Source organism: Shewanella sp. SM32 (assembly GCF_025654235.1).
Lineage (GTDB): Bacteria > Pseudomonadota > Gammaproteobacteria > Enterobacterales > Shewanellaceae > Shewanella > Shewanella oncorhynchi.
The window spans coordinates 1-22468 of the sequence record NZ_JAKKRO010000021.1 but is presented as its reverse complement, the minus strand read 5'-3'; the positions used below and the strand labels follow the sequence as shown (position 1 = coordinate 22468).

The following is a 22468-nucleotide window of genomic DNA, read 5'->3' as shown; positions in this document are numbered from 1 at the left end:
ACCCCTTATATTTAGACAGGTGAAAAATGGATAAATTAGGTCAAGAATGGGTATCTGCCGCAGTCGATGGAGAGACTGATGCGCAGACCATGGCAGAGTTATCTGCTGATACACATTCACATGATAAATGGCATAACTATCATATGATAGGCGATGCCATGCGTGGCGAATTGCCGCAGACTATTGTGTTAGATCTCTCTGCTAGCATTGCTGCCGCCATTGAACTTGAGCCAGCGATAGTTGCGCCTAAGCATCATGCGTCTAAAGTCACTGCACCTGTAACGCCACAAATTGCCGCCAATTCGGAGCAAAGCCGCGTCGTACCTTTATTTAAGCAATTTGGTCAATATGCCATTGCTGCGACGGTTGCTATGTTTGCGATTGTGGGTGTGCAGAATTACAATCAAACCGCCGATGATGCCGCGTCACCATCGCCCGTGTTAATTACAAGGCCGCTTATTGGTAGCGCATCACCTGTGAGCCTACAAACCGGTCCTGTACAACAGAATCAAGGCTATACCAATGATCAGGTGAATGAGCAACGTCGCCGAATTAATACTTATATCCAAGATCATATGTTGCAACAACGATTGAATACTGGTGCGGTTGTAGAGGACAATACCGAGGTCGTACCCGTTCCGGTCAATCAATAACGAGGAGTTAGCTTGCGTCTAATCCTGTTGGCTTTATTAGCCTTGGTCTTTCCTGCAACCGCGCAGGAAGACATGCCTGCCAAAGCTTGGCTCGAGAAAATGAGTCAGGCTTTACGAGAGAAAGAGTTTAAAGCATCGATTATTCAACTTCAGGCCGATCATATTCGGCCTTTGGTTTACCTGCATGGTAAGGTGAATAATCAAGAAGTTGCCTTTCTAGAATACCTTAACGGTCCACCCAAAAATGCAGTGCGTGTCGGTAATCGTGTCACCTTTATTGAGCACGATGAGCCTGCGTATAGTATCGTTTCTAATCATATTCAAGGTGTCTGGCCTGCTGCTTTCTCTGCCAATATGGCGGACTTAGAAGTGGGTTATCAGTTTGTACTCGGTGGCCGTACCCGTATCGCTGGGCGTCCGGGGCAGATGATCCGCCTGTTGCCTAATGATGAATTCCGTTATGGCTTTCAAATTTGGCTTGATATGGAAACCTATCTGCCGCTGAGATACGACATGCTGACTCAAGATAAGCAATTACTTGAGCAGATCATGGTGATTGAACTCATTGAATTCAGCGAGCCGCCAGCTATTTTGCAAGAGGCCTATAAGCAAGAGTGGCCGGCAGTTATAGATCAAGCCGAGCGCCAAGACGGTCAAAACTGGCAATTTGCTTGGTTACCCGCAGGTTTTACTGTGGTAGTGCGCGACCACCATAGATTAATTGGCAGTCACGAAGCGGTGGAATACATAGCACTGACCGATGGACTGGCAAATATTTCTGTTTATGTGGCGCGTGCGGGCACAAGTCCATTGCCTGAAGAATTAATTACCCGTAATGGCTTGTCATTAGTCTCAGAAAAAGTCGGTAATGCCGAAGTGGTTGCTGTGGGTAAAGTGCCGACAGAAACCTTAACGCGCATTGCTAAAAGTCTGACGCTAGAATAGGACGCCGATTATGATGGAAGAAATTGCCAGAGTCGTCTCCAGTGATAGTCAAGGCTGGTTGACGGTTGAAGTGGAACTTAAGAGTACCTGCAAGAGCTGCAGTAACAGTGAGTCTTGCGGGACCTCTGCTGTCGCTCAGGCTTTTTCCTCGAAAACCCAGCAATTTTCTATTCAGAGTGACCGCCGCTGTGAGGCTGGTGAATTACTCAAATTAGGCCTTCCCGAGAGCGTGATCCTCAAAGCAGCAGCATTAATCTATTTAATGCCGCTGTTTGGCCTGTTTGTCGGCGCGGCGTTAGGACAATTTTTAGGCCAGTTGCTTGAGTTTAATCCTAACCTAGGTGCCATGGGCTTTGCGGCCGTTGGTGCCTTGATTGCGTGGTCTTTTGGTAAGCAACAGGCCAAACGTTTAGAAGTTGATGCTCAGCCTGTGATTTTGGCCTATTTAGGTAGGAGCATCAATTTAAACGAATTAGCTCAATAATTTCAATGTGTTATTTTTTATCAAATAACAGCTAACTGCGGTTTTGGACGTTGTTTTATCGGCCTGTCTTAAGTAGGAGTGAATGTGATTGGTATTGAAACCGCAATCAGGTACAATTTCGCTCCTTTGAACCGTATCCATTTTCAGTATTAGTCATTGCAGCATAATGAAACAAATTAGAAACTTCTCAATTATTGCCCATATCGACCATGGTAAATCGACGCTATCAGATCGTCTTATTCAGGTTTGTGGCGGTTTAACCGACCGTGAAATGGATTCTCAAGTTTTAGATTCTATGGATCTAGAACGTGAGCGTGGTATTACGATTAAGGCACAAAGTGTCACTTTGGATTATAAAGCCAAAGATGGCCTTGTCTATCAACTCAACTTTATTGATACCCCAGGTCACGTTGACTTCTCCTACGAGGTCTCGCGCTCATTAGCTGCCTGTGAAGGTGCTTTGCTGGTGGTTGATGCGGGTCAGGGCGTTGAAGCTCAGACACTGGCAAACTGTTATACCGCGCTGGATATGAATCTAGATGTGGTACCCATTTTAAACAAGATTGACTTACCACAAGCCGATCCGGAACGTGTTGCTGCCGAGATTGAAGATATCGTCGGTATTGATGCGATGGATGCTGTGCGTTGTTCGGCTAAAACCGGTGTCGGTGTCGATGAGGTTTTAGAAGTCATTGTTGCCAAAATTCCACCGCCAGAAGGCGATCCTGACGCACCATTGCAAGCCTTGATCATCGATTCTTGGTTTGATAACTACTTAGGCGTAGTGTCGTTAGTGCGAATTAAACACGGTAGCCTGAAAAAAGGTGACAAGTTTAAGGTCATGTCTACAGGGCAAAACCACACTGCGGATCGCGTGGGTATTTTCACGCCAAAACAAACTGACAAAACTGAACTTAAAACCGGTGAAGTCGGCTTTGTGATTGCGGGTCTGAAGGAAATTCACGGCGCGCCCGTGGGCGATACGTTAACTTTAGCCAAAAATGGTGCTGAAAAGCCGTTACCTGGTTTTAAGAAAGTGAAGCCACAGGTATACGCTGGCGTATTCCCAATTTCGACCGACGAATATGAAAACTTCCGTGATGCGCTGAACAAACTCAGCCTGAACGATGCGTCATTATTCTTTGAACCTGAAAGTTCATCTGCACTCGGTTTTGGTTTCCGCATTGGCTATTTAGGCCTGCTCCACATGGAAATCGTACAAGAGCGTTTAGAGCGTGAATATAACCTAGAGTTGATCACCACTGCGCCAACCGTAGTGTACGAAGTTGTCATGACCAGCGGTGAAACGATTTACGTTGATAACCCGTCTGATCTGCCTGCGATTAACAACATTGAAGAAATGCGTGAGCCGATTGTTGAGGCCAACATTTTAGTGCCAAAAGAATACTTAGGTAACGTGATTACCCTGTGTATTGAAAAACGTGGCACCCAAGTGAACATGGTTTACCACGGTAACCAAGTGGCTGTGACTTACCATCTGCCAATGGCGGAAGTGGTCATGGACTTTTTCGACCGTTTGAAATCCACTAGCCGTGGTTATGCATCACTCGAATATAACTTTATTCGTTTCGATCCTGCAGACATGGTGCGTTTAGATATTCTCATCAACGGCGACCGAGTCGACGCCTTGGCTATGGTTATCCATAGATCAAACATTCGTCACCGTGGTTTAGCTTTAGTGGATAAGATGAAAGAACTTATTCCACGTCAGATGTTTGATATTGCGATTCAAGCGGCGGTGGGCAGTCAAATTATTGCCCGTTCAACCGTGAAAGCCCTGCGTAAAGACGTAACGGCTAAGTGTTATGGCGGCGACGTTTCTCGTAAGAAAAAACTCTTAAATAAACAAAAAGAGGGTAAGAAACGGATGAAGCAAGTAGGTAACGTTGAGGTGCCACAAGAAGCATTCTTAGCGGTACTTAAGCTAAACGAGTAATCGTTAGCATAAGAAGTGACAATTTAGTTGACTATTGCGCCGCTGTTTGCGGCGCTTTAGTTAGGTTATCGCATTGGTTTATCACTTTGGTTTACCAAGGTCGAATACGGTAAGTTAACTAAAGTATGATATTCGCTGAGTTAGGCACCTTTAATTATTTTTAAGGCAGGAGTTCAATAAGCAATGGCAGCGTATTTTTCCATTATTCTAGTGCTAATCACCCTGATCTCAGGACTTATATGGTTAGTCGATGTGCTCGTTTTCGCGCCAAAGCGTCGTGAGAGTTTAGCGTTAGCAAAGGCATCACAAGCGAATTTAACTGAAGAAGCTGAGTACCAAATCATTCGTGAGTCGACCATAGTCGAAACCGCGCACTCTATCTTCCCTGTGATTGCCTTTGTGTTGATCCTACGTTCATTCATTTATGAGCCATTTCAAATCCCATCGGGCTCTATGATGCCAACCCTCTTAGTGGGCGACTTCATTCTGGTGGAAAAATTTAGTTATGGGCTTAAAGATCCCGTATGGCGAACCAAGTTGGTTGAAACTGGCGAGCCCAAACGCGGTGATGTGGTGGTATTTAAATATCCTGAAAACCCTGCCATTGACTACATTAAACGTGTAGTCGGTTTGCCGGGTGATAGAATTATTTACCGTAATAAACAGTTGATGATCCAAAAGGCTTGTGGTGTTGAGCAAACAGCTTGTCCAGAACCGCAAGTTATCGCCCGCACAGAGATCAGTCGTGGTGATTACAGCCAAGATGGTGTGCCATTACTGCGTTATAAAGAGGAATTGGGCGATGTTGCCCACGATATTTTGATCAACCCAAGTCGACCTGACATGCTGGGGTATTTTAAGCGCGAAGGTAATTTACCCGCGGGTGAGTTTTTAGTGCCAGAAGGCCATTACTTTGCCATGGGCGATAACCGCGATAACAGTACCGACAGTCGTTTCTGGGGCTTTGTGCCAGAAGAAAACCTGGTCGGTAAAGCGGTAGCGATTTGGATTAGTTTTGAATTTGACCGTTCAAAAGCCGACTTCCTCCCAACTTGGGTGCCTAGCGGTGTGCGTTTTGAGCGTGTAGGTGGAATTAAATAGCATGGAACCGATTAAAAATTTGCCACGTTTGTGTCGTACCTTAGGTTATGAGTTCAAGAATATTGAGCTTTTGACTCAAGCGCTGACCCACAGAAGTGCGGCAAATAAGCATAATGAGCGCTTAGAGTTTTTAGGTGATTCAATTTTATCTATCGTGATTTCTGATGCTTTGTATCATCAGTTTCCGAAGGCAACCGAAGGCGATTTAAGCCGGATGCGTGCCACCTTAGTTCGCGGTGATACCCTAACTATCATCGCCCAAGAGTTTAAGCTCGGCGATTATTTATATCTCGGTCCTGGCGAGTTGAAAAGTGGCGGATTTAGACGCGAGTCGATTCTTGCCGATGCGGTTGAAGCCATTATTGGCGCCGTTTACCTTGATTCCGATCTCGAAGTTTGCCGTGCATTACTGTTGAAATGGTATGCCGAGCGTTTGGCCGAAATCCAACCCGGGATCAGCCAGAAAGACGCTAAGACATTACTGCAAGAACATTTACAAGGGTTTAAAAAGCCGCTGCCTGATTACCAAGTAATCAACATAGAAGGCGATGCCCACGATCAGACATTTACTGTTGAATGTCGTATTGAAGACTTGAGCCAAAGCGTCATTGGTGTGGCGAGTTCACGCCGTAAAGCCGAGCAAATCGCGGCCGCTCAAGTATTGGAGTTACTAAAGAAATGACCAAAAAAACAGACTTGTCAGGTATCGATGCTGCAAAAGCGGCAACTGAGCCGAGTTTAGATGAATTACTGGCAAGGATGAATGCGGCCGCGCCAACGCCGTCGGCCCAATACGATGTCACTTATTGCGGCATGGTGGCGATCATTGGTCGCCCTAACGTCGGTAAATCAACGTTAATCAACCGTTTGCTTGGTCAGAAGGTAAGTATTACTTCTAAAAAGCCACAAACAACGCGCCACCGTATCATGGGTATTCATACCGATGGTCCGAAGCAAATCGTGTTCATCGATACACCAGGTTTACACATAGAAGAGCAGCGGGCGATTAACCGCCTGATGAACCGCGCAGCAGCCAGTTCGCTTGCCGATGTGGCTATGGTGATTTTTGTGGTCGATGGCATGACGTGGACCGCCGATGATGAGATGGTGTTGAGTAAATTACGCCGTGGTGGTGAAGAGCGTCAGACAATTCTGGCGATCAATAAAGTCGACAATATCAAAGACAAAGAATCGCTGTTCCCGTATTTGGAAGAAGTCGCCAAAAAATATCCTTTCGATGAAATTTTGCCGATTTCAGCCAGTAAAGGTACCAACGTTAAGCGCATTTTAGAGCTAGCGGCGGCGTCTATTCCTGAAGGACCTTTCTTCTTCCCTGAAGACTATGTTACCGATCGTTCGCAACGTTTTATGGCGTCGGAAATTGTGCGTGAAAAACTGATGCGCTTCTTAGGTGATGAATTACCCTATGATGCGACAGTTGAGATTGAACAGTTCAAGATGATGGAAAATGGTGTTTATCAAATCAATGCCTTGATCCTTGTTGAGCGTGAAGGTCAAAAACGTATGGTGATTGGTAGCAAGGGCGAACGTATTCGTACTATCGCAACTCAAGCTCGCTTAGACATGGAGACCTTGTTTGATAATAAAGTTTTCCTCGAAGTGTGGGTGAAAGTGAAATCCGGTTGGGCCGATGATGAACGCGCCTTGCGTAGCTTAGGTTACGGCGACGATTAAGCATTAATTTCAGCGAGCGCGCTTACCGATGAAACGTGGTTACGTTTTACATCATCGCCCATATCGAGAGTCCAGTGTCTTAGTTAACCTCTTAGTTGACGGCATTGGACGGGTTGATGTGGTTGCCCGAACCGGCAGCGGTAAGCGCTCTATCAAGAGTATTCTCCAGCCCTTTCAACCGCTGATCTTCGAATTTAGCGGTAAGTCTGAATTAAAAACCTTAACTCAAGTCGAAGCCGCTGCGCCTGCTGTGCCTCTTTCTGGTCAAAGCTTGTTTGCTGGCATGTATATCAATGAGTTATTGGTTCGCACTTTGTCTGTACAGCACAATGCCGAAGAGTTGTTCCTCATTTATCATCAAGCCTTAGTCGGCCTTGCCGCGAAGTTTTGCCAATCCCAACTGCGTTATATTGAGCTTGCCTTGCTGCGGGAATTAGGTTTTATGCCTTCTCTTAGCCGCGATACTCAAGGTGAACCCCTCGTGCCTGACTATTATTACCAGCTCGTGCCTGAGTTAGGTTTTCAATTTGTACTCAACTCCCGTGCTCGCAATGCCTATCAAGGGGCAATGTTGACGGCGCTTAACGATAACCAGCTCACCGACGCACATTTTTTGAGCGCTAAGTTGTTGATGCGCTCCCTGTTAACGCCATTACTCGGGACTAAACCTTTGTTGAGTCGACAATTGTTCGTCAGCACTGCCGTACCAACTAAGATTGATGGGAATAATTTGCCCTAGCTCCTGTTTTTTAGCGTGAGCCTAAGTACAATAGGCCGCAATATCAGCGTTAAACATTAAGGAGTTCCCGATGAGCCGTATCTTATTGGGCGTGAATATCGACCATATTGCTACTCTGCGCCAAGCCCGTGGCACCAGTTATCCTGATCCTGTGCATGCTGCTGCCGTTGCTGAACATGCTGGCGCCGATGGCATCACTATCCATTTGCGTGAAGACAGACGCCATATCATAGACCGCGATGTATATCTGTTGGCAAAAACCTTGAAAACCCGCATGAATTTTGAATGTGCTGTGACCGAAGAAATGCTTAACATCGCCTGTGAAATTAAGCCGACCTATGTCTGTTTAGTGCCAGAAAAACGTCAAGAAGTCACCACTGAAGGCGGTTTAGATGTGGCGGGGCAATTAGATAAAATCACTGCAGCAGTTAGTCGTTTAGCTGCTAAGGGTATTCAAGTCTCCTTATTTATCGATGCCGATAAAACTCAAATTGATGCCGCTGTTGCCTCTGGCGCACCGCTTATCGAAATCCACACTGGCTGTTATGCCGATGCGAAAACGGAAGCAGAAGAAGCCACTGAGTTAGCACGTATTAGCGAAATGGCCAAATACGCCCATGGCAAAGGTTTAGTGGTTAACGCGGGTCATGGTTTGCATTACCACAACGTGAAACCCATCGCGGCGATTCCTGAGTTATATGAACTCAATATCGGCCATGCGATTGTCGCCCGTGCCGCCATTGACGGTTTAGCGACAGCAGTGAAAGACATGAAAGTGTTAATGCTTGAAGGTCGTCGAGGCGAATAATGGCGATTGTCGGCCTAGGCACAGATATCGTCGAGATTGAGCGTATTCAGGCGCATGTGGCGCGCGCAGGCGACAAGCTGGCGAAACGTGTGCTGACCGAGGCTGAGTTGGCCATTTATACTGCCCATAGTCAGCCAAGCCGTTATCTTGCCAAGCGTTTTGCCGCCAAAGAAGCCGCAGCCAAAGCGCTCGGTACGGGCATTGGCCGCGGCGTGTCGTTTCAGCATATTCACATTGGCAACAATGAGGATGGTGCGCCGACGATTCACTTTACCGAGGGGGCGCTGACGCGCTTACAGCAGCTTAAAGCGACGGTTGGACATATCTCTATTGCCGATGAAAAATCCTATGCGATTGCGACGGTAATCATAGAGTCTCAATAAACCCGAGTTTTGTGTCTGTCGGCGGTAAAAAAGGAACCTTAGGGTTCCTTTTTTCATTTCTGGATGGGTATCAAAATAAGTACCAAACAATAAAGTGCAACAATTCGTTTACTTTTACTGTTCAGCTTAATTGTTTTGCGCTAGTTTATGGCTTGCGCGTCGCTCAATTTGGCGCAGTTAAAAGCAGGGGCAAATGAAGAGGAACCTAAAATGAAATCCGCCGCAGAGCAGTTATCGACCTACAAAAGTGTGCATTTAAATCATCGTAATATTCAGACCCATTTTATTGGTATCCCACTGATTATTTGGTCTGCTTTCTTGTTGCTGGCCACTGTACGTATTCCGCTGGGCAGTCTGGGCGAGACCAGTTTAGCCTTGATTGTCGGCGTGTTAGTGTCGGCCTACTATGTCCGTTTACACTTAAGGCTTTCAATGGGACTCATATTATTCATGGTACCTGTACTGCTCACAACTGAATGGGCGGCGCATATTGCCGGTGCCACTTGGCTTGCCCTCGGGGTATTTGTGGTGGGCTGGGTGTTCCAGTTAATTGGCCATAAATATGAAAAAGCCAAGCCTGCCTTTGTAGATGATTTGAATCAGTTATTAATTGGGCCATTCTTCTTGATGGCGGAAGTGTATTTTATGTTGGGCCTAGAAAAGGCGCTCAATGCCCAGATAACGCCGATGGCGATTGAAAAGCGCCGCGCACTTGAGGCGAAAAAGATTTAACTCGTTACATCACTTGGGAAAAGTATTGCTCGGGGGAGCAGTCGGCCGAACGACATATTAGTATGTGGTTCGGCCGATTTTTTATGGGGAAAATCGAAAGCTAAGCTCTAGGCGGGTGATAATGCAGCGGTATGATACGCACGGTTTTAATCATATTTTCTGCCACATCGATAATCTCTAAGGGATAACCGGCTAAACGTAAACTCGTGTTAGCTGAGGGGATTTCCTCTAGGTATTCTAGGATCAGACCGTTTAGGGTTTTAGGGCCATCGGTGGGAAAGTTCCACTTCATTTCTTTATTCAAATCGCGGATCGTAATGCCCGCATCGACTAAGTAGCTGCCATCTTGCTGGACCTTAATGTCTTCACTCGGTGTGGTCAACATAGAAGTGGTAAAGTCGCCGACAATCTCTTCGAGAATATCTTCGAGTGTTACTAGACCTTGAATATCACCATATTCATCAACGACTAAGCCGATGCGCTCTTTATTTTGTTGGAAGTTAGCTAGCTGCACATTGAGTGGCGTACCTTCTGGCACAAAGTAGAGTTCTTTCACTGCACGTAGCAAAGATGACTTGCTAAATTGCTCTTTAGATTGGAGGCGCAGGGCGTCACGTAAGTGAATAAAGCCCACTGCATCGTCTATGGTGTCGCGATACACTAACACTCGGGTATGTGGACTTTGGATCACCTGACGATTGATAACCTTAAATTCGTCATTGACGTTAATTCCGTAGATATCTGAGCGTGGCACCATAATATCTTCAACGGTGACTTTCTCTAAATCCAAGATAGATAACAGCATTTCTTGGTGGCGTCGGGGGATGAGTGCCCCTGCCTCATGTACCACAGTACGCAACTCTTCTTGGCTTAGTGCATCGTTACTATTAACGGTTTTTATCCCCATCAAACGTAAGATGCCTGTGGTTATCAAATTAACGCTTGAGACAACATAGGCAAAGGTCGAGGAAAGTATAAGTAGCAGTATGCTAGAGGGAAAAGCAATACGCTCAGGATTTAGCGCTGCGATGGTTTTTGGCGTGACTTCAGCAAAAACGAGCACGACTAACGTAAGCACGCCTGTTGCAACAGCGACCCCTAAGTCGCCCCAAAGACGCATACCAATGATAGTCGCAATAGCAGATGCGGAAATATTGACTAAGTTATTGCCAATTAAGATCAATCCAATCAAACGGTCAGGACGCTCAAGTAACTTCAAGGCTCTAATCGCCCCTTTATGGCCATTGTTGGCTAAGTGGCGTAAACGGTAACGGTTGAGAGTCATCATTGCGGTTTCTGAGCCTGAAAAATAGGCAGAGAATAGGATAAGCACTAGTAAAACGATCAGGAGTGCGCTTGTCGATATAGCGTCCAAAAAAGGCTCCAATGTGGCCAGTAAACTTAAGTAAATACCGACATTTAAAAAAAGTGTCAAGTCGGCCGCAGCAATAACTGCCCCAGCCGACTTAAATGTTTAGTTGAGGATTAATTCTTTGACAATGCGCGCGCCAAAATATGCGAGCGAAAGTAAGGATGCGCCAGTCAGAGTGTAAATGACTGCGGTACGAATTTTACAACCGACCCAATACTGTTGCCACAGCATAGTAATGTATACAAACCAAGCCATTATCGACAGAATTGCCTTATGACCTTTACCATCGGCGAACATATCTTCAAGGAAGATAAAACCAGTCGCGAGCGACAAACTGAGCAAGATAACGCCGATAATCACCAGGTGATAAAGTTGTTTTTCAACTGTCATCAGCGGCGGAATGCCAGGGCTCAGCATAAATTGTTTTTTCTTCAGTTTATTTTGGATCATCGCCAGTTGTATTGCATATAGGGCGGCAATCATCAGGGCGCTGTAGGCCATGAGTGACAATACGACGTGGGCTAATACTTCAGGATAAAGCTCAAAATGCGTGATGAATTTAGGCGGCAATAACCAGAGTAGGGCAACCGAAAGCACTGAGCAGGCGTAAACCACGGGCACGACGACGATGACTTTCAGCCTGAACATCAATATCGTAAAAGTAAAAGCGATAATCCAGTTCACTAAGGAAATCACATTCGTCAGGCTAAAGTTTTGGCCATCTGTGGTGAAAATCACTTGTGATAATGCTGCAGCATGCAAAATAACCGCAATAGCGGCAAAGCCTGCGACAGCACGGCGATTCGGACCGTCTGGGTGAAACAATCTACTCGTCACTAGTACCAATGCAATGCAATAAAAAAACATGGCTGAGGCAGAAAAGATGACCATGGGTAATTAACCTATTTGTGTAGTTAAAGGTGCCTTAAAAACGGGGCATACAGATCAATATTTTCCCTAGAATAACATGAGCTGTCGGCAAATGGGCAGTGACATGAGTTGCAAAATTTAGCAGATTCTTATTGTTAGGGTTAAATAGTGTGTCGACGACAATAAAACATGACTCAGCGCAAGTAAAACACTTAACCACAATCAAGATGGGTGCAGCAGTAGCATAATGCGCATGCATCGTTATAATACAGCCCATCAATCGAGATTCTTAAAGGTATAGAACAGGACGATGTTTGAGAACCTAACCGACAGACTGTCACGCACACTGAAAAATATCAGTGGCCGTGGTCGCTTAACTGAAGAAAACGTTAAGGAAACCCTGCGCGAAGTGCGTATGGCACTGCTGGAGGCCGATGTTGCCCTGCCTGTGGTGCGCGAATTCGTTAATAATGTAAAAGAACGTGCCGTTGGCCAAGAAGTCTCTAAAAGCTTAAGCCCAGGCCAAGCCTTTATTAAGATAGTTCAAAGTGAACTTGAAAAATCCATGGGCGAGGCGAATGAAGCCCTAGATTTAGCCACTCAGCCGCCAGCTGTGATTATGATGGCGGGTTTACAAGGTGCGGGTAAAACCACCAGTGTGGCCAAACTGGGTAAATTTTTACGCGAACGCCATAAAAAATCGGTATTAGTCGTCAGTGCTGACGTTTATCGCCCCGCGGCGATTAAACAGCTTGAGACGTTAGCGCAAGAAGTGGCGGTGGAGTTTTTCCCATCGGACGTTAGCCAAAAACCAATTGACATTGCGAAAGCGGCGATTGCCCACGCTAAATTAAAGTTTATCGATGTGGTGATCCTCGATACCGCGGGTCGTCTGCACGTTGACGAAGCCATGATGGACGAGATCAAAGGCTTACACGCTGCGGTCAAGCCTATCGAGACCTTGTTCGTTGTTGATGCTATGACAGGTCAAGATGCGGCGAACACGGCTAAGGCGTTTAACGAAGCTTTACCACTGACAGGGGTGATCTTAACCAAAGTCGATGGTGATGCGCGCGGTGGTGCGGCGTTATCGATTCGCCACATTACGGGCAAGCCGATCAAATTCCTTGGTGTCGGTGAAAAGACCGACGCGCTAGAACCGTTCCATCCCGATCGTATCGCCTCACGCATTTTGGGCATGGGCGATGTGTTATCGCTTATCGAAGAAGTTGAGCGTGGCGTCGATAAAGAAAAGGCCATGAAGCTGGCTTCGAAAGTGAAGCAAGGTGGCAGTTTCGATTTAGAAGATTTCCGTGAGCAGTTACAGCAAATGAAAAACATGGGCGGCATGATGAATATGCTGGAAAAACTGCCCGGTGTCGGTCAATTGCCCCCAGAAGCCTTAGCGCAAATCCAAGACGGCAAGATGACAGGCCAAATGGAAGCCATCATTAATTCGATGACTTCCAAGGAGCGTAAGAACCCTGATTTAATCAAGGGCTCACGCAAACGTCGCATCGCTGCCGGTTCTGGCACGCAAATTCAAGATGTAAACCGTTTATTGAAACAGTTTACTCAAATGCAAAAGATGATGAAAAAAATGTCTGCTAAGGGCGGCATGCAAAAAATGATGCGCGGAATGCGTGGCATGATGCCGCCAGGAATGAAATTTCCGGGACGTTAATCGGGCATTTTTAGTTAAACTTAGCACTTTATCAGTCGGTTGACTCTGGCAACAATGAACCGCTTACTGAGGGCGCAGGCGTAATAATCGCCATCTTTGGTTGCATTCGTTGGAAAGTCAGGTAAAATCTTCCGGCTTTCTATCTGGGACTCTTCGCGAACACGGGGTTCCAGTTTTTATTTTTGCTTCAAGCAAATCATTAGAGGATTGAAAACGCATGGTTACCATTCGTTTAGCTCGTGGCGGCGCAAAAAAGCGTCCATTTTACAACATCGTTGTTGCTGATAGCCGTAACGCTCGTGACGGTCGTTTCATCGAGCGTGTTGGTTTCTTCAACCCATTGGCCCGTGGCCAAGAAGAAACTTTACGTTTAGACCTAGCTCGTGTTGAGCACTGGGTTTCTAACGGTGCAGCTGCTACAGAACGTGTAGCAAAACTGATCAAAGACGCTCGTAAAGCAACAGCTTAATAGCGTTAAGGTATAGATTGATGAGCAGTAACCAACAGCCAGTCGTACTGGGGAAATTAGGCTCCTGTCATGGCATTAAAGGTTGGCTGAAAATCACCGCCTATACCGATTCTGTTGAAGGTATCTTTGACTATTCACCTTGGCTTATTAAAGAAAATGGTGAATGGCGCGAAATAAAGGTCACCCAGTGGCGTTATCAAGGCAAGGCCGTTGTTGCCTTACTTGATGGCGTAGAAACACGGGAGCAAGCGCAAATGCTCACAAATTGTGAGATTGCGATTTTGCCGGAACAGATGAACGATTTGCCAGCAGATGAATTCTACTGGCGTGATCTCATCGGTTGCGAAGTGGTCAATACAACAGGCTATAACATGGGGATTGTCGATCAGATCGTGGAAACAGGATCGAACGACGTATTACTCGTTAAAGCCAACGCTAAAGATAGTTTCGGCAAAGTGGAACGTATGATCCCCTTTGTCCCTGAGCAGTTCATCAAAACGGTGGATCTGCAAGGTAAACAGATTTTAGTGGATTGGGATCCTGACTTCTAAGTCGAGGTACAACAGATGTGGTTAGGGGTAATAACCCTGTTCCCAGAGATGTTCCGTGCCGTGACAGACTTTGGTGTTACGGGTCGAGCCGTGAAAAACGGCCTGCTCGAGTTGCACACGTGGAATCCCCGTGATTTCACCCATGATAGACACAATACGGTAGATGACAGGCCTTACGGCGGTGGTCCCGGAATGTTGATGATGGTGCAACCCTTGCGCGATGCCATCCATGCAGCGAAAGCCGCAGCGGGTGAAGGTGCGAAGGTGATTTACTTGTCACCTCAAGGACGCAAGCTGGATCAGCAAGGCGTCACTGAGTTGGCTCAATCATCACGTTTGATTTTGGTCTGTGGTCGATACGAAGGTATTGATGAACGCATCATTCAAACGGAAGTGGATGAAGAGTGGTCGATAGGGGATTACGTGCTTTCGGGCGGCGAATTACCGGCGATGACTCTAATAGATTCAGTATCGAGATTGGTTCCTGGCGTGCTAGGAAAACAAGCTTCGGCGGAGCAAGATTCTTTCTCCGACGGTTTACTGGATTGTCCACATTACACTCGCCCTGAAAGCTTGGATGGTCTTGACGTACCGGCAGTGCTGCTAAGTGGCAACCACGAACAAATTAGACTCTGGCGTTTACAGCAAAGCCTTGGTAGGACTTTACTTAGACGGCCAGAATTATTGCAAAATCTAGCTCTGACTGACGAACAAACGACTCTATTAGCGCAGTTCGTTGAAGCAATGAACAAGCATGCTTAGTCGTAGCTCAGTTAATTCTAGAACGGAGTAAGTTATGAACAACATCATTAAAATGCTCAACGATGAGCAAATGAAACAAGACGTACCTGCGTTTGGTGCTGGTGATACAGTAGTCGTTCAGGTTCGTGTTAAAGAAGGCGATAAAGAGCGTTTACAGGCTTTTGAAGGCGTTGTAATTGCTAAGCGTAACCGTGGTCTGCACTCTGCATTCACAGTACGTAAAATCTCTAATGGCGAAGGTGTTGAGCGTGCTTTCCAAACGCACAGCCCGCTGATCGCTAGCATTGAAGTTAAGCGTCGTGGTCGCGTTCGTCGCGCCAAACTGTACTATCTGCGTGATCGTTCAGGTAAATCTGCACGTATCCGTGAGAAGCTGGCAACTAAGTAATAGTTACCGCTACAGAAAACAAGACGTAGTGTTCGCACAGAAAACCGCCCTAGTGGCGGTTTTTTGTTGCTGTTTTTTGAGTATTTATACTTGATCTAAAGAGAATGAACAGGCATAGTGGTCGCCTGATTGTAATGGTGTAGCATTACAAAAGTACATTGCGATGGGTTTACGCTATTTTATATCCGAAATGAATGCCCAAGCTGACTTGAAGTCCTGCTTCGATAACTGGGTTAAACACTAAGTCTTAGGTGGTAAGCATGCAACAAGATACGATTAACAACGTACACATTAGTTCAGAGAAAGTTTTAATCACGCCGCAAGAGCTTAAAAATGCCTTGCCACTCTCTGAGCATGCTTATCGTTATATTCTTAATGCTCGCAAAACCGTGGCTGATATCGTCCACAAGCGCGACAATCGAGTATTGATCGTCACTGGCCCTTGCTCTATCCACGATATCACCGCGGCTAAGGAATATGCCTTAAAGCTTAAAAAGTTGCACGATGAACTCAGTGATGAGTTTTACATCTTAATGCGAGTCTACTTCGAAAAGCCGCGTACCACGGTAGGTTGGAAGGGCATGATCAACGACCCCGATATGGATGAATCCTTCGATGTCGAAAAAGGCCTGAAAATGGCCCGTGAGCTAATGATTTGGTTGGCCGAGTTAGGACTGCCTGTTGCCACCGAAGCACTCGATCCTATCAGTCCTCAGTACATTTCTGAGCTTGTCACTTGGTCTGCCATTGGCGCTCGCACCACTGAATCGCAAACCCATAGGGAAATGGCATCGGGTCTTTCTATGCCGGTGGGCTTTAAAAATGGCACCGATGGTAAGCTCGATGTAGCGATTAATGCGCTAAAATCGGCGGCCAGTAGCCACAGATTTATGGGCATAAACCAACAGGGCCAAGTCGCATTATTGCAAACTGCAGGTAATCCCGATGGCCATGTGATTTTACGCGGTGGTGCAACGCCCAACTATGATGCGGCGAGTGTGGCAGAGTGTGAAACGCAGCTCCATAAAGCCAAACTCAATGCACGTTTGATCATCGATTGCAGCCATGGTAATTCATCCAAAGACTACAGCCGCCAAAAGCCTGTCTGTGAAGATGTGTTCGAGCAGATTTTTAACGGCAATAAGTCGATTATTGGCGTCATGCTAGAAAGTCATTTAAATGAAGGCAATCAAAGTTGTGATAGGCCATTAAGCGAGCTTGCTTACGGTGTTTCTGTAACAGATTCTTGTATTAATTGGGAAAAAACAGAAACCATTTTACGGGAAGGCGCAGCGAAGTTATCTTCAATACTTCCAACGCGTTTCGATATGCTTAAAGTAGCTAACGCTTAAATTGGTTACAGCTTAATGGACTCAGGTATGAATGAAAAAACAACGGCCGAATTAGAACACCTTCGCGGCCTGATTGATGGTGTTGATCAGCAATTACTGCACTTACTGCGTAAGCGCTTGGATCTCGTTGCGCAAGTGGGCACGGTGAAACACGGCGCCGGTTTACCTATTTATGCGCCTCAGCGTGAAGCCGCCATGCTGGCTAAACGCCGTGAAGAAGCAAAAACTATGGGGATCGAGCCGCAGTTGATCGAAGATATTTTGCGTCGCTTGATGCGTGAGTCTTACCTCAATGAAAAAGATGTTGGTTTTAAGCAAGTTAAAAAAGATCTTGGCTCAGTGGTGATTGTCGGCGGTAAAGGGCAACTCGGTGGACTATTTTCACAAATGCTGACCTTATCCGGCTACCAAGTGAATTTGCTCGATAAAGACGATTGGCGGCAAGCGGATAGCTTATTTGCCGATGCGGGGATGGTGTTAGTGACTGTGCCGATTGCGATTACTTGCGAGCTTATTCGTGAAAAGCTGACCCAATTACCAGCCGACTGCATTCTGGCGGATTTGACCTCCATCAAGACTGAGCCAGTTAAAGCCATGCTTGAGGCGCATTCTGGTCCCGTCGTTGGTTTTCATCCTATGTTTGGTCCTGATGTGGGCAGTCTGGCGAAGCAAGTCGTGGTGGTGTGTCATGGTCGCTCGCCGGAAAAATACCAGTGGTTACTTGAGCAGATCGCCATTTGGGGAGCTCGGATTGTCGAAGCAGAACCTGAGCGTCACGACAATGCGATGCAGCTAGTGCAGGCAATGCGTCACTTCTCGACCTTTGTGTATGGTTTGAATCTGTGTAAGGAAGAGGCCGATATTGATACTTTACTGCAATTTAGCTCGCCGATTTACCGATTAGAATTAGCTATGGTAGGGCGCTTATTCGCCCAAAGCCCAGAGCTTTACGCCGATATTATTTTTGCACAGCAAGATAGCCAGCATGCTATTGGTGATTATTTAGATAACTACCGTGAAGCGTTAGAGCTACTAAAACGGGGTGACAGGAACGAGTTTATTAAGCAGTTCCAAAGTGTCGCCAAATGGTTTGGGGATTTTGCCCCTCAATTCCAACGCGAAAGCCGTATTATGCTGCAATCGGTAAATGATATGAAAACCAATTAATAAATAAACAGTTACTCTTTAAAACGCCCATCATTGATGGGCGTTTTTTTATGGATTTTTAACAGGTCACATTGTATTTATTAGTAATTGCTTAAGGTGATCTTTCTCTAACATTTAGCATCTCACTTTAGAAATGACTGTCGCTTATGGCACGTTTAGGTAGACTAGTTTTAAACATGCAAAAATAAAGCATGAATTTAAATTAGGAGTCTATCCATGTTCTGTATTCAGTGTGAGCAAACCATTCGTACACCCGCTGGCAATGGTTGTAGTTATTCCCAAGGTATGTGTGGCAAGTTGGCGGCAACGTCCGATCTGCAAGACTTGCTGATTTACATGCTGCAAGGCGTGTCTGTTTATGCGGTTAAAGCTCGCGAGCTGGGCATTATCGATGCTGAAATTGATAGTTTTGTGCCTAAAGCCTTTTTCGCGACCCTCACCAACGTCAACTTCGATGATGAGCGCATTATGGCCTATACCCAGCAGGCGGCTAAGTATCGTGCTCAGTTAAAAGCTTCTTACGAAGCGGCTTGTGAACAAGCCGGTATTGCTGCTGAGCAAGTGCCGCAAGTCGCTCAGTTAGTGCTGGGGACCAGTAAGATTGAAATGCTAGCGCAGGCACCGATTGCACTGCTGAATAAAGATAAGCATGAAGTTCATGAAGACATCATGGGATTGAGGTTATTGTGTTTATATGGTCTTAAGGGCGCGGCTGCTTATATGGAGCATGCTCGCGTGTTGGGGCAGACTGATGCTGATGTGGCAGGGCGCTTCCATGAAATCATGTCTTTCTTAGGTGAGCCGAGTGTAGATGGCGATAAGCTGTTTACTACGGCTATGGACATAGGTCAGTTGAACTACCGCATAATGGCAATGCTGGATGCGGGTGAAACTCAGGCCTTTGGTCATCCTGAGCCAACTGTGGTCAACACTAAGTCAGTTAAGGGCAAAGCCATACTAGTCTCTGGCCATGACATGAAGGATTTAGAGCTTATTCTCGAGCAGACGGTAGGCAAGGGTATCAATGTGTTTACCCACGGTGAAATGCTTCCTGCACTGGCGTATCCAGCCTTTAAAAAATATGCACATCTTGTAGGAAATTACGGCAGTGCTTGGCAGAATCAACAGCAAGAATTTGCCAATTTCCCTGGCGCTGTGGTGATGACATCTAACTGTATTATCGATCCAAATGTGGGTAGTTATAGTGATCGTATCTTTACTCGCAGCATAGTGGGCTGGCCTGGTGTGGTGCATATCGAAGGAGATGATTTCTCGGCTGTCATTGATAAAGCGTTAGCCTTAGAAGGCTTTATCTATGATGAAATCCCACACACTATCACTATTGGTTTTGCCCGCAATGCCTTGATGGCCGCAGCGCCCGCCGTGGTTGAAAATGTAAAGAGTGGTGCGATTAAGCATTTCTTCCTTGTTGGCGGTTGCGATGGCGACAAAGCTGACAGAAGCTACTTCACTGAACTTGCTAAATCCACACCTAAGGATTCAATAATCCTGACGCTAGGCTGTGGTAAGTACAAATTCAATAAGCTCGAATTTGGTGACATTAACGGTATTCCACGTTTGCTCGATGTGGGCCAATGTAACGATGCCTATTCAGCGATTCAGTTAGCGATTGCATTAGCTGAAGTGTTTGAATGTGATATCAATGAATTACCTCTGAGCTTAGTGCTTTCTTGGTTTGAGCAAAAAGCCATTGTAGTACTGCTGACGCTGTTGTCACTTGGCGTTAAAAATATTCGAACAGGCCCGACGCCACCTGCATTCCTGACGGCCAATTTAGCCAAAGTTTTGGAAGATAAGTTTGGCTTGCGTAATACCACGACAGTCGAAGCCGATTTAAAAAATATGTTAAACGTGGCTTAAATCAACCAAGAATTGTTGCTGAACTGCGGTTTTGGCTTGTTTACTGAGGCCGCAGTGTTTTGTGGGTAAATGCTATGAACATGAGTGTGATAGCGGGAGCGCGGGCATTATCGGTTTCGCCCCATAAACCCGGAAGTGTTAATCAATTAGTGTGCGTCGAACGCTGGAATGAAACCTCGGATGTCGTGAGTTTTCGTTTTCAAGCGGGCGAGCCGATGAAGTTTGACTATAAACCCGGTCAGTTTATGACCTTTGTGCTTGAGATTAATGGCGAGCAAGTGTGCCGCAGTTATACCTTGTCATCATCGCCATCTAGGCCATATTCCTTGATGGTGACGATTAAGCGTGTTGCGGGTGGACTCGTATCTAATTATCTTATCGACAATCTATTACTCGGCCAGAGTGTGCGAGTGCTGCCGCCCGCGGGGCAATTTAATCTGTTTGATATTGCTCGGCTAAGCCATAAACAGCCAGAGACTGAAAAGTTAGATGCTAATCTGTTAGCTATAACGGCGCAGAAATACCTTTTTTTGAGTGCTGGTTGCGGTATTACCCCCATGTACTCTATGTCGCGTTATCTGACTGATACACAAATTGATGCCGATATTGCCTTTGTGCACAGTGCGCGATCAGAGAATGATATTATTTTTAAGTCATCATTGGCGACTATGGCCAACCGTTTTAATGCATTTAAGCTCAGCTACGCACTTGAGACTGTCACTGAAACACTGGGGTGTTCACCAAAGATAGCATTCGATTTCGGGCGGTTAAGTGCACAGATGCTACAAACCTTAGTACCTGATTTTGCAGAGCGTACTATCTACCTTTGTGGGCCAGAACCTTATATGCAAGCGGTAAAAACCTTATTGGTCGAACTCAATTTTGATATGAGTCGGTTATACCATGAGAGTTTTGCCACGGCCGAGAAAGTTGCCCGCAGTCAGCTTATGCAAGCAAACTCGTCAGATGGAACGAGTGAAAACCCACCAGAAGTGGCTTTCGCCTTGTCTATTGGCGATCGAAGCACGACGCTAAATCAAGGACAAAGTCTGCTGGAGGGAATTGAGGCGGAAGGTTTGCCGATTATTGCGGCCTGTCGTTCGGGCGTTTGCGGCGCGTGTAAGTGTCAAGTCTTGGAGGGCGAAACGGTATCGACAAGCGTGATGACACTGACTACTGCAGAAATTGAAGCCGGTTTTGTACTCGCTTGCTCCACAACATTAGCATCCGACGTGACACTTAAACTTTAACGTGCTGCTAATTAGCATCATTTACTTGTGACTTATTTTTAAATGGATGGAAATATTTCTAATCCTTAGTTGCGCTTATCTCAGTGAGAACGTAAGGTTAATGACAAGGGCGTATGATGTTCGCGCCCAGTCTATTAGTCTGGCTGGAGTCTCTCAATGACAATGACAACCACTTATGCCGCAAAAATTGAAGACCGTACTCTGGGACATTTGTTGTACGCCTTGATGTCGGGTTTTCCCTTATTATTACTTCCTGTGCTGCTAAGTTTGTTCATTAATCTTTCCCAACGCCAATTCCATGGTAATCCATTATTGGCGTCGCATTTGCGTTGGCAACGGCATTCTAATCTCGCCTTTCTTGGCTTGCTAGTGCTCGGCTATTGCGTTCCACTGACTTGGCTCAGTCTTTCGATTTATCTCTTTGGGATCATTTGGTTTTGCCACAGGATCATTAAAGGGTGGTTAAGTCTATTGGATGGTTTAGAAATCTAAACTTGTGCTAGAGTCTCTAAATTGATGATTTTTAGAGGCTCTTATGTCCAGCTACCAAATTCTGTGTGTCCTCTGCGCGTTGGCGCTAGTGACTTCGGTTATTTCCTCTCGCGTCCATAAACTGCAGGTGTAGTGGTCAAGTAAAATTGGCCACGATTTTAGAGTCATTCCAATATAAACGTTCTGACTCATTTGGCGTTAACCCACCATTATATTGATGGGGTCTGGTCTCACTGTAATATCCAGTGATGTAATTTGTGATCTCTTTATCTGCTTCTGTAAAATTCCCATAACCATTGGCGGGTATCCACTCAGATTTCAAACTTCTAAAGAAACGCTCCATTGGTGCGTTATCCCAACAATTCCCGCGGCGACTCATACTTTGCTCAATCTGAAGACGCCATATTAATTGTCTGAATTTCAAGCTCGTGTAATGCGAACCTTGATCGCTGTGATATATCACATTCTCAGGCTTACCCCTTAACTCAAATGCCATTTTCAAAGCTTTACAGGTCAGCTCACTATCTGGTGATAATGACAAAGCCCATCCAACAGGTTTGCGGGAAAATAAGTCTAAAACAACGGCTAGATAGGCCCAGCGATTACCGACCCAAACATACGTCACGTCGCCACACCACACTTGATCTGGTTGAGTTACTGCAAACTGTCGATTTAGCGTATTGGGGATTGCAACATGCTCTTGTGTCGCTTTCCTATAAGAATGCTTAGGCTG

23 protein-coding genes and 1 pseudogene are annotated in these 22468 nt (G+C 46.0%); 21 read left to right on the top strand and 3 right to left on the bottom strand.

The features are described from left to right. The first annotated feature begins 26 nt into the window (after window positions 1-26). The 11 genes from L5M10_RS10685 (at window position 27) to L5M10_RS10635 (ending at window position 9497) form a co-directional block, all read left to right on the top strand. Window positions 27-653, top strand: coding sequence for a sigma-E factor negative regulatory protein (locus L5M10_RS10685; protein WP_028760825.1), 627 nt, complete (start codon window positions 27-29; stop codon window positions 651-653). A 12-nt stretch (window positions 654-665) separates the two neighbouring features. After that, window positions 666-1598, top strand: a complete 933-nt coding sequence (locus tag L5M10_RS10680; protein ID WP_028760824.1) for a MucB/RseB C-terminal domain-containing protein — start codon at window positions 666-668, stop codon at window positions 1596-1598. A 10-nt stretch (window positions 1599-1608) separates the two neighbouring features. Beyond that, a complete protein-coding gene (locus L5M10_RS10675; RefSeq protein WP_105249858.1) occupies window positions 1609-2082 on the top strand; it encodes a SoxR reducing system RseC family protein in 474 nt (157 codons plus the stop codon). 166 nt (window positions 2083-2248) lie between these two features. Then, complete coding sequence (lepA, locus tag L5M10_RS10670; RefSeq protein ID WP_028760822.1) at window positions 2249-4039, top strand: translation elongation factor 4; 1791 nt, start codon at window positions 2249-2251, stop codon at window positions 4037-4039. A gap of 183 nt (window positions 4040-4222) precedes the next feature. Beyond that, entirely contained in the window at window positions 4223-5140 is a 918-nt protein-coding gene (gene lepB / locus L5M10_RS10665) for a signal peptidase I (RefSeq protein ID WP_028760821.1), read from the top strand. A gap of 1 nt (window position 5141) precedes the next feature. After that, complete coding sequence (gene rnc, locus L5M10_RS10660) at window positions 5142-5822, top strand: ribonuclease III (RefSeq protein ID WP_012088603.1); 681 nt, start codon at window positions 5142-5144, stop codon at window positions 5820-5822. Next, window positions 5819-6835, top strand: coding sequence for a GTPase Era (gene era, locus L5M10_RS10655; RefSeq protein ID WP_028760819.1), 1017 nt, complete (start codon window positions 5819-5821; stop codon window positions 6833-6835). Before rnc ends, era begins: the two co-directional genes overlap by 4 nt. 28 nt (window positions 6836-6863) lie before the next feature. Continuing rightward, window positions 6864-7574: a DNA repair protein RecO gene (gene recO, locus L5M10_RS10650; protein ID WP_263255250.1), complete on the top strand. Its 711-nt coding sequence runs from the start codon at window positions 6864-6866 to the stop codon at window positions 7572-7574. Between the two features lie 70 nt (window positions 7575-7644). Further along, window positions 7645-8382 (top strand): pyridoxine 5'-phosphate synthase, encoded by a 738-nt coding sequence (gene pdxJ / locus L5M10_RS10645; protein WP_263255249.1) that lies wholly within the window; start codon window positions 7645-7647, stop codon window positions 8380-8382. Beyond that, on the top strand, window positions 8382-8765 hold the full coding sequence (gene acpS, locus L5M10_RS10640; protein WP_012088606.1) for a holo-ACP synthase: 384 nt from the start codon (window positions 8382-8384) through the stop codon (window positions 8763-8765). Before pdxJ ends, acpS begins: the two co-directional genes overlap by 1 nt. Window positions 8766-8975: 210 nt before the next feature. Then, complete coding sequence (locus tag L5M10_RS10635) at window positions 8976-9497, top strand: DUF962 domain-containing protein (protein ID WP_006080784.1); 522 nt, start codon at window positions 8976-8978, stop codon at window positions 9495-9497. 100 nt (window positions 9498-9597) lie between these two features. Here L5M10_RS10635 and L5M10_RS10630 read toward each other — a convergent pair whose 3' ends face one another. Both L5M10_RS10630 and L5M10_RS10625 read right to left on the bottom strand, forming a co-directional pair. Continuing rightward, window positions 9598-10872 (bottom strand): HlyC/CorC family transporter, encoded by a 1275-nt coding sequence (locus L5M10_RS10630; RefSeq protein ID WP_263255248.1) that lies wholly within the window; start codon window positions 10870-10872, stop codon window positions 9598-9600. Window positions 10873-10971: 99 nt separating this feature from the next. Then, window positions 10972-11760, bottom strand: a complete 789-nt coding sequence (locus L5M10_RS10625; RefSeq protein WP_028760813.1) for an inner membrane protein YpjD — start codon at window positions 11758-11760, stop codon at window positions 10972-10974. Between the two features lie 289 nt (window positions 11761-12049). Between L5M10_RS10625 and ffh the strand changes: the two genes are divergently transcribed. From ffh to L5M10_RS10575, 10 genes are all read left to right on the top strand, one after another. Next, a complete protein-coding gene (gene ffh, locus L5M10_RS10620; protein WP_006080787.1) occupies window positions 12050-13423 on the top strand; it encodes a signal recognition particle protein in 1374 nt (457 codons plus the stop codon). Between the two features lie 217 nt (window positions 13424-13640). Continuing rightward, window positions 13641-13892: a 30S ribosomal protein S16 gene (rpsP, locus tag L5M10_RS10615; protein WP_006080788.1), complete on the top strand. Its 252-nt coding sequence runs from the start codon at window positions 13641-13643 to the stop codon at window positions 13890-13892. Window positions 13893-13912: 20 nt separating this feature from the next. Further along, window positions 13913-14443: a ribosome maturation factor RimM gene (gene rimM / locus L5M10_RS10610; RefSeq protein ID WP_006080789.1), complete on the top strand. Its 531-nt coding sequence runs from the start codon at window positions 13913-13915 to the stop codon at window positions 14441-14443. A 15-nt stretch (window positions 14444-14458) separates the two neighbouring features. After that, a complete protein-coding gene (gene trmD / locus L5M10_RS10605) occupies window positions 14459-15205 on the top strand; it encodes a tRNA (guanosine(37)-N1)-methyltransferase TrmD (protein WP_028760810.1) in 747 nt (248 codons plus the stop codon). 34 nt (window positions 15206-15239) lie between these two features. Further along, a complete protein-coding gene (rplS, locus tag L5M10_RS10600; RefSeq protein WP_006080791.1) occupies window positions 15240-15593 on the top strand; it encodes a 50S ribosomal protein L19 in 354 nt (117 codons plus the stop codon). A gap of 260 nt (window positions 15594-15853) precedes the next feature. After that, complete coding sequence (locus L5M10_RS10595) at window positions 15854-16945, top strand: 3-deoxy-7-phosphoheptulonate synthase (protein ID WP_263160815.1); 1092 nt, start codon at window positions 15854-15856, stop codon at window positions 16943-16945. A gap of 27 nt (window positions 16946-16972) precedes the next feature. After that, on the top strand, window positions 16973-18112 hold the full coding sequence (tyrA, locus tag L5M10_RS10590; RefSeq protein WP_263160814.1) for a bifunctional chorismate mutase/prephenate dehydrogenase: 1140 nt from the start codon (window positions 16973-16975) through the stop codon (window positions 18110-18112). A 216-nt stretch (window positions 18113-18328) separates the two neighbouring features. Further along, window positions 18329-19993: a hydroxylamine reductase gene (hcp, locus tag L5M10_RS10585; protein ID WP_263165645.1), complete on the top strand. Its 1665-nt coding sequence runs from the start codon at window positions 18329-18331 to the stop codon at window positions 19991-19993. Between the two features lie 74 nt (window positions 19994-20067). Further along, on the top strand, window positions 20068-21243 hold the full coding sequence (locus L5M10_RS10580) for a hybrid-cluster NAD(P)-dependent oxidoreductase (protein WP_263180815.1): 1176 nt from the start codon (window positions 20068-20070) through the stop codon (window positions 21241-21243). Window positions 21244-21399: 156 nt separating this feature from the next. Further along, entirely contained in the window at window positions 21400-21735 is a 336-nt protein-coding gene (locus L5M10_RS10575) for a hypothetical protein (RefSeq protein ID WP_028760805.1), read from the top strand. A 136-nt stretch (window positions 21736-21871) separates the two neighbouring features. Here the strand turns inward: L5M10_RS10575 and L5M10_RS10570 are convergent. Then, window positions 21872-22468: pseudogene (locus L5M10_RS10570) on the bottom strand (IS3-like element ISSba5 family transposase); the annotation flags it as partial.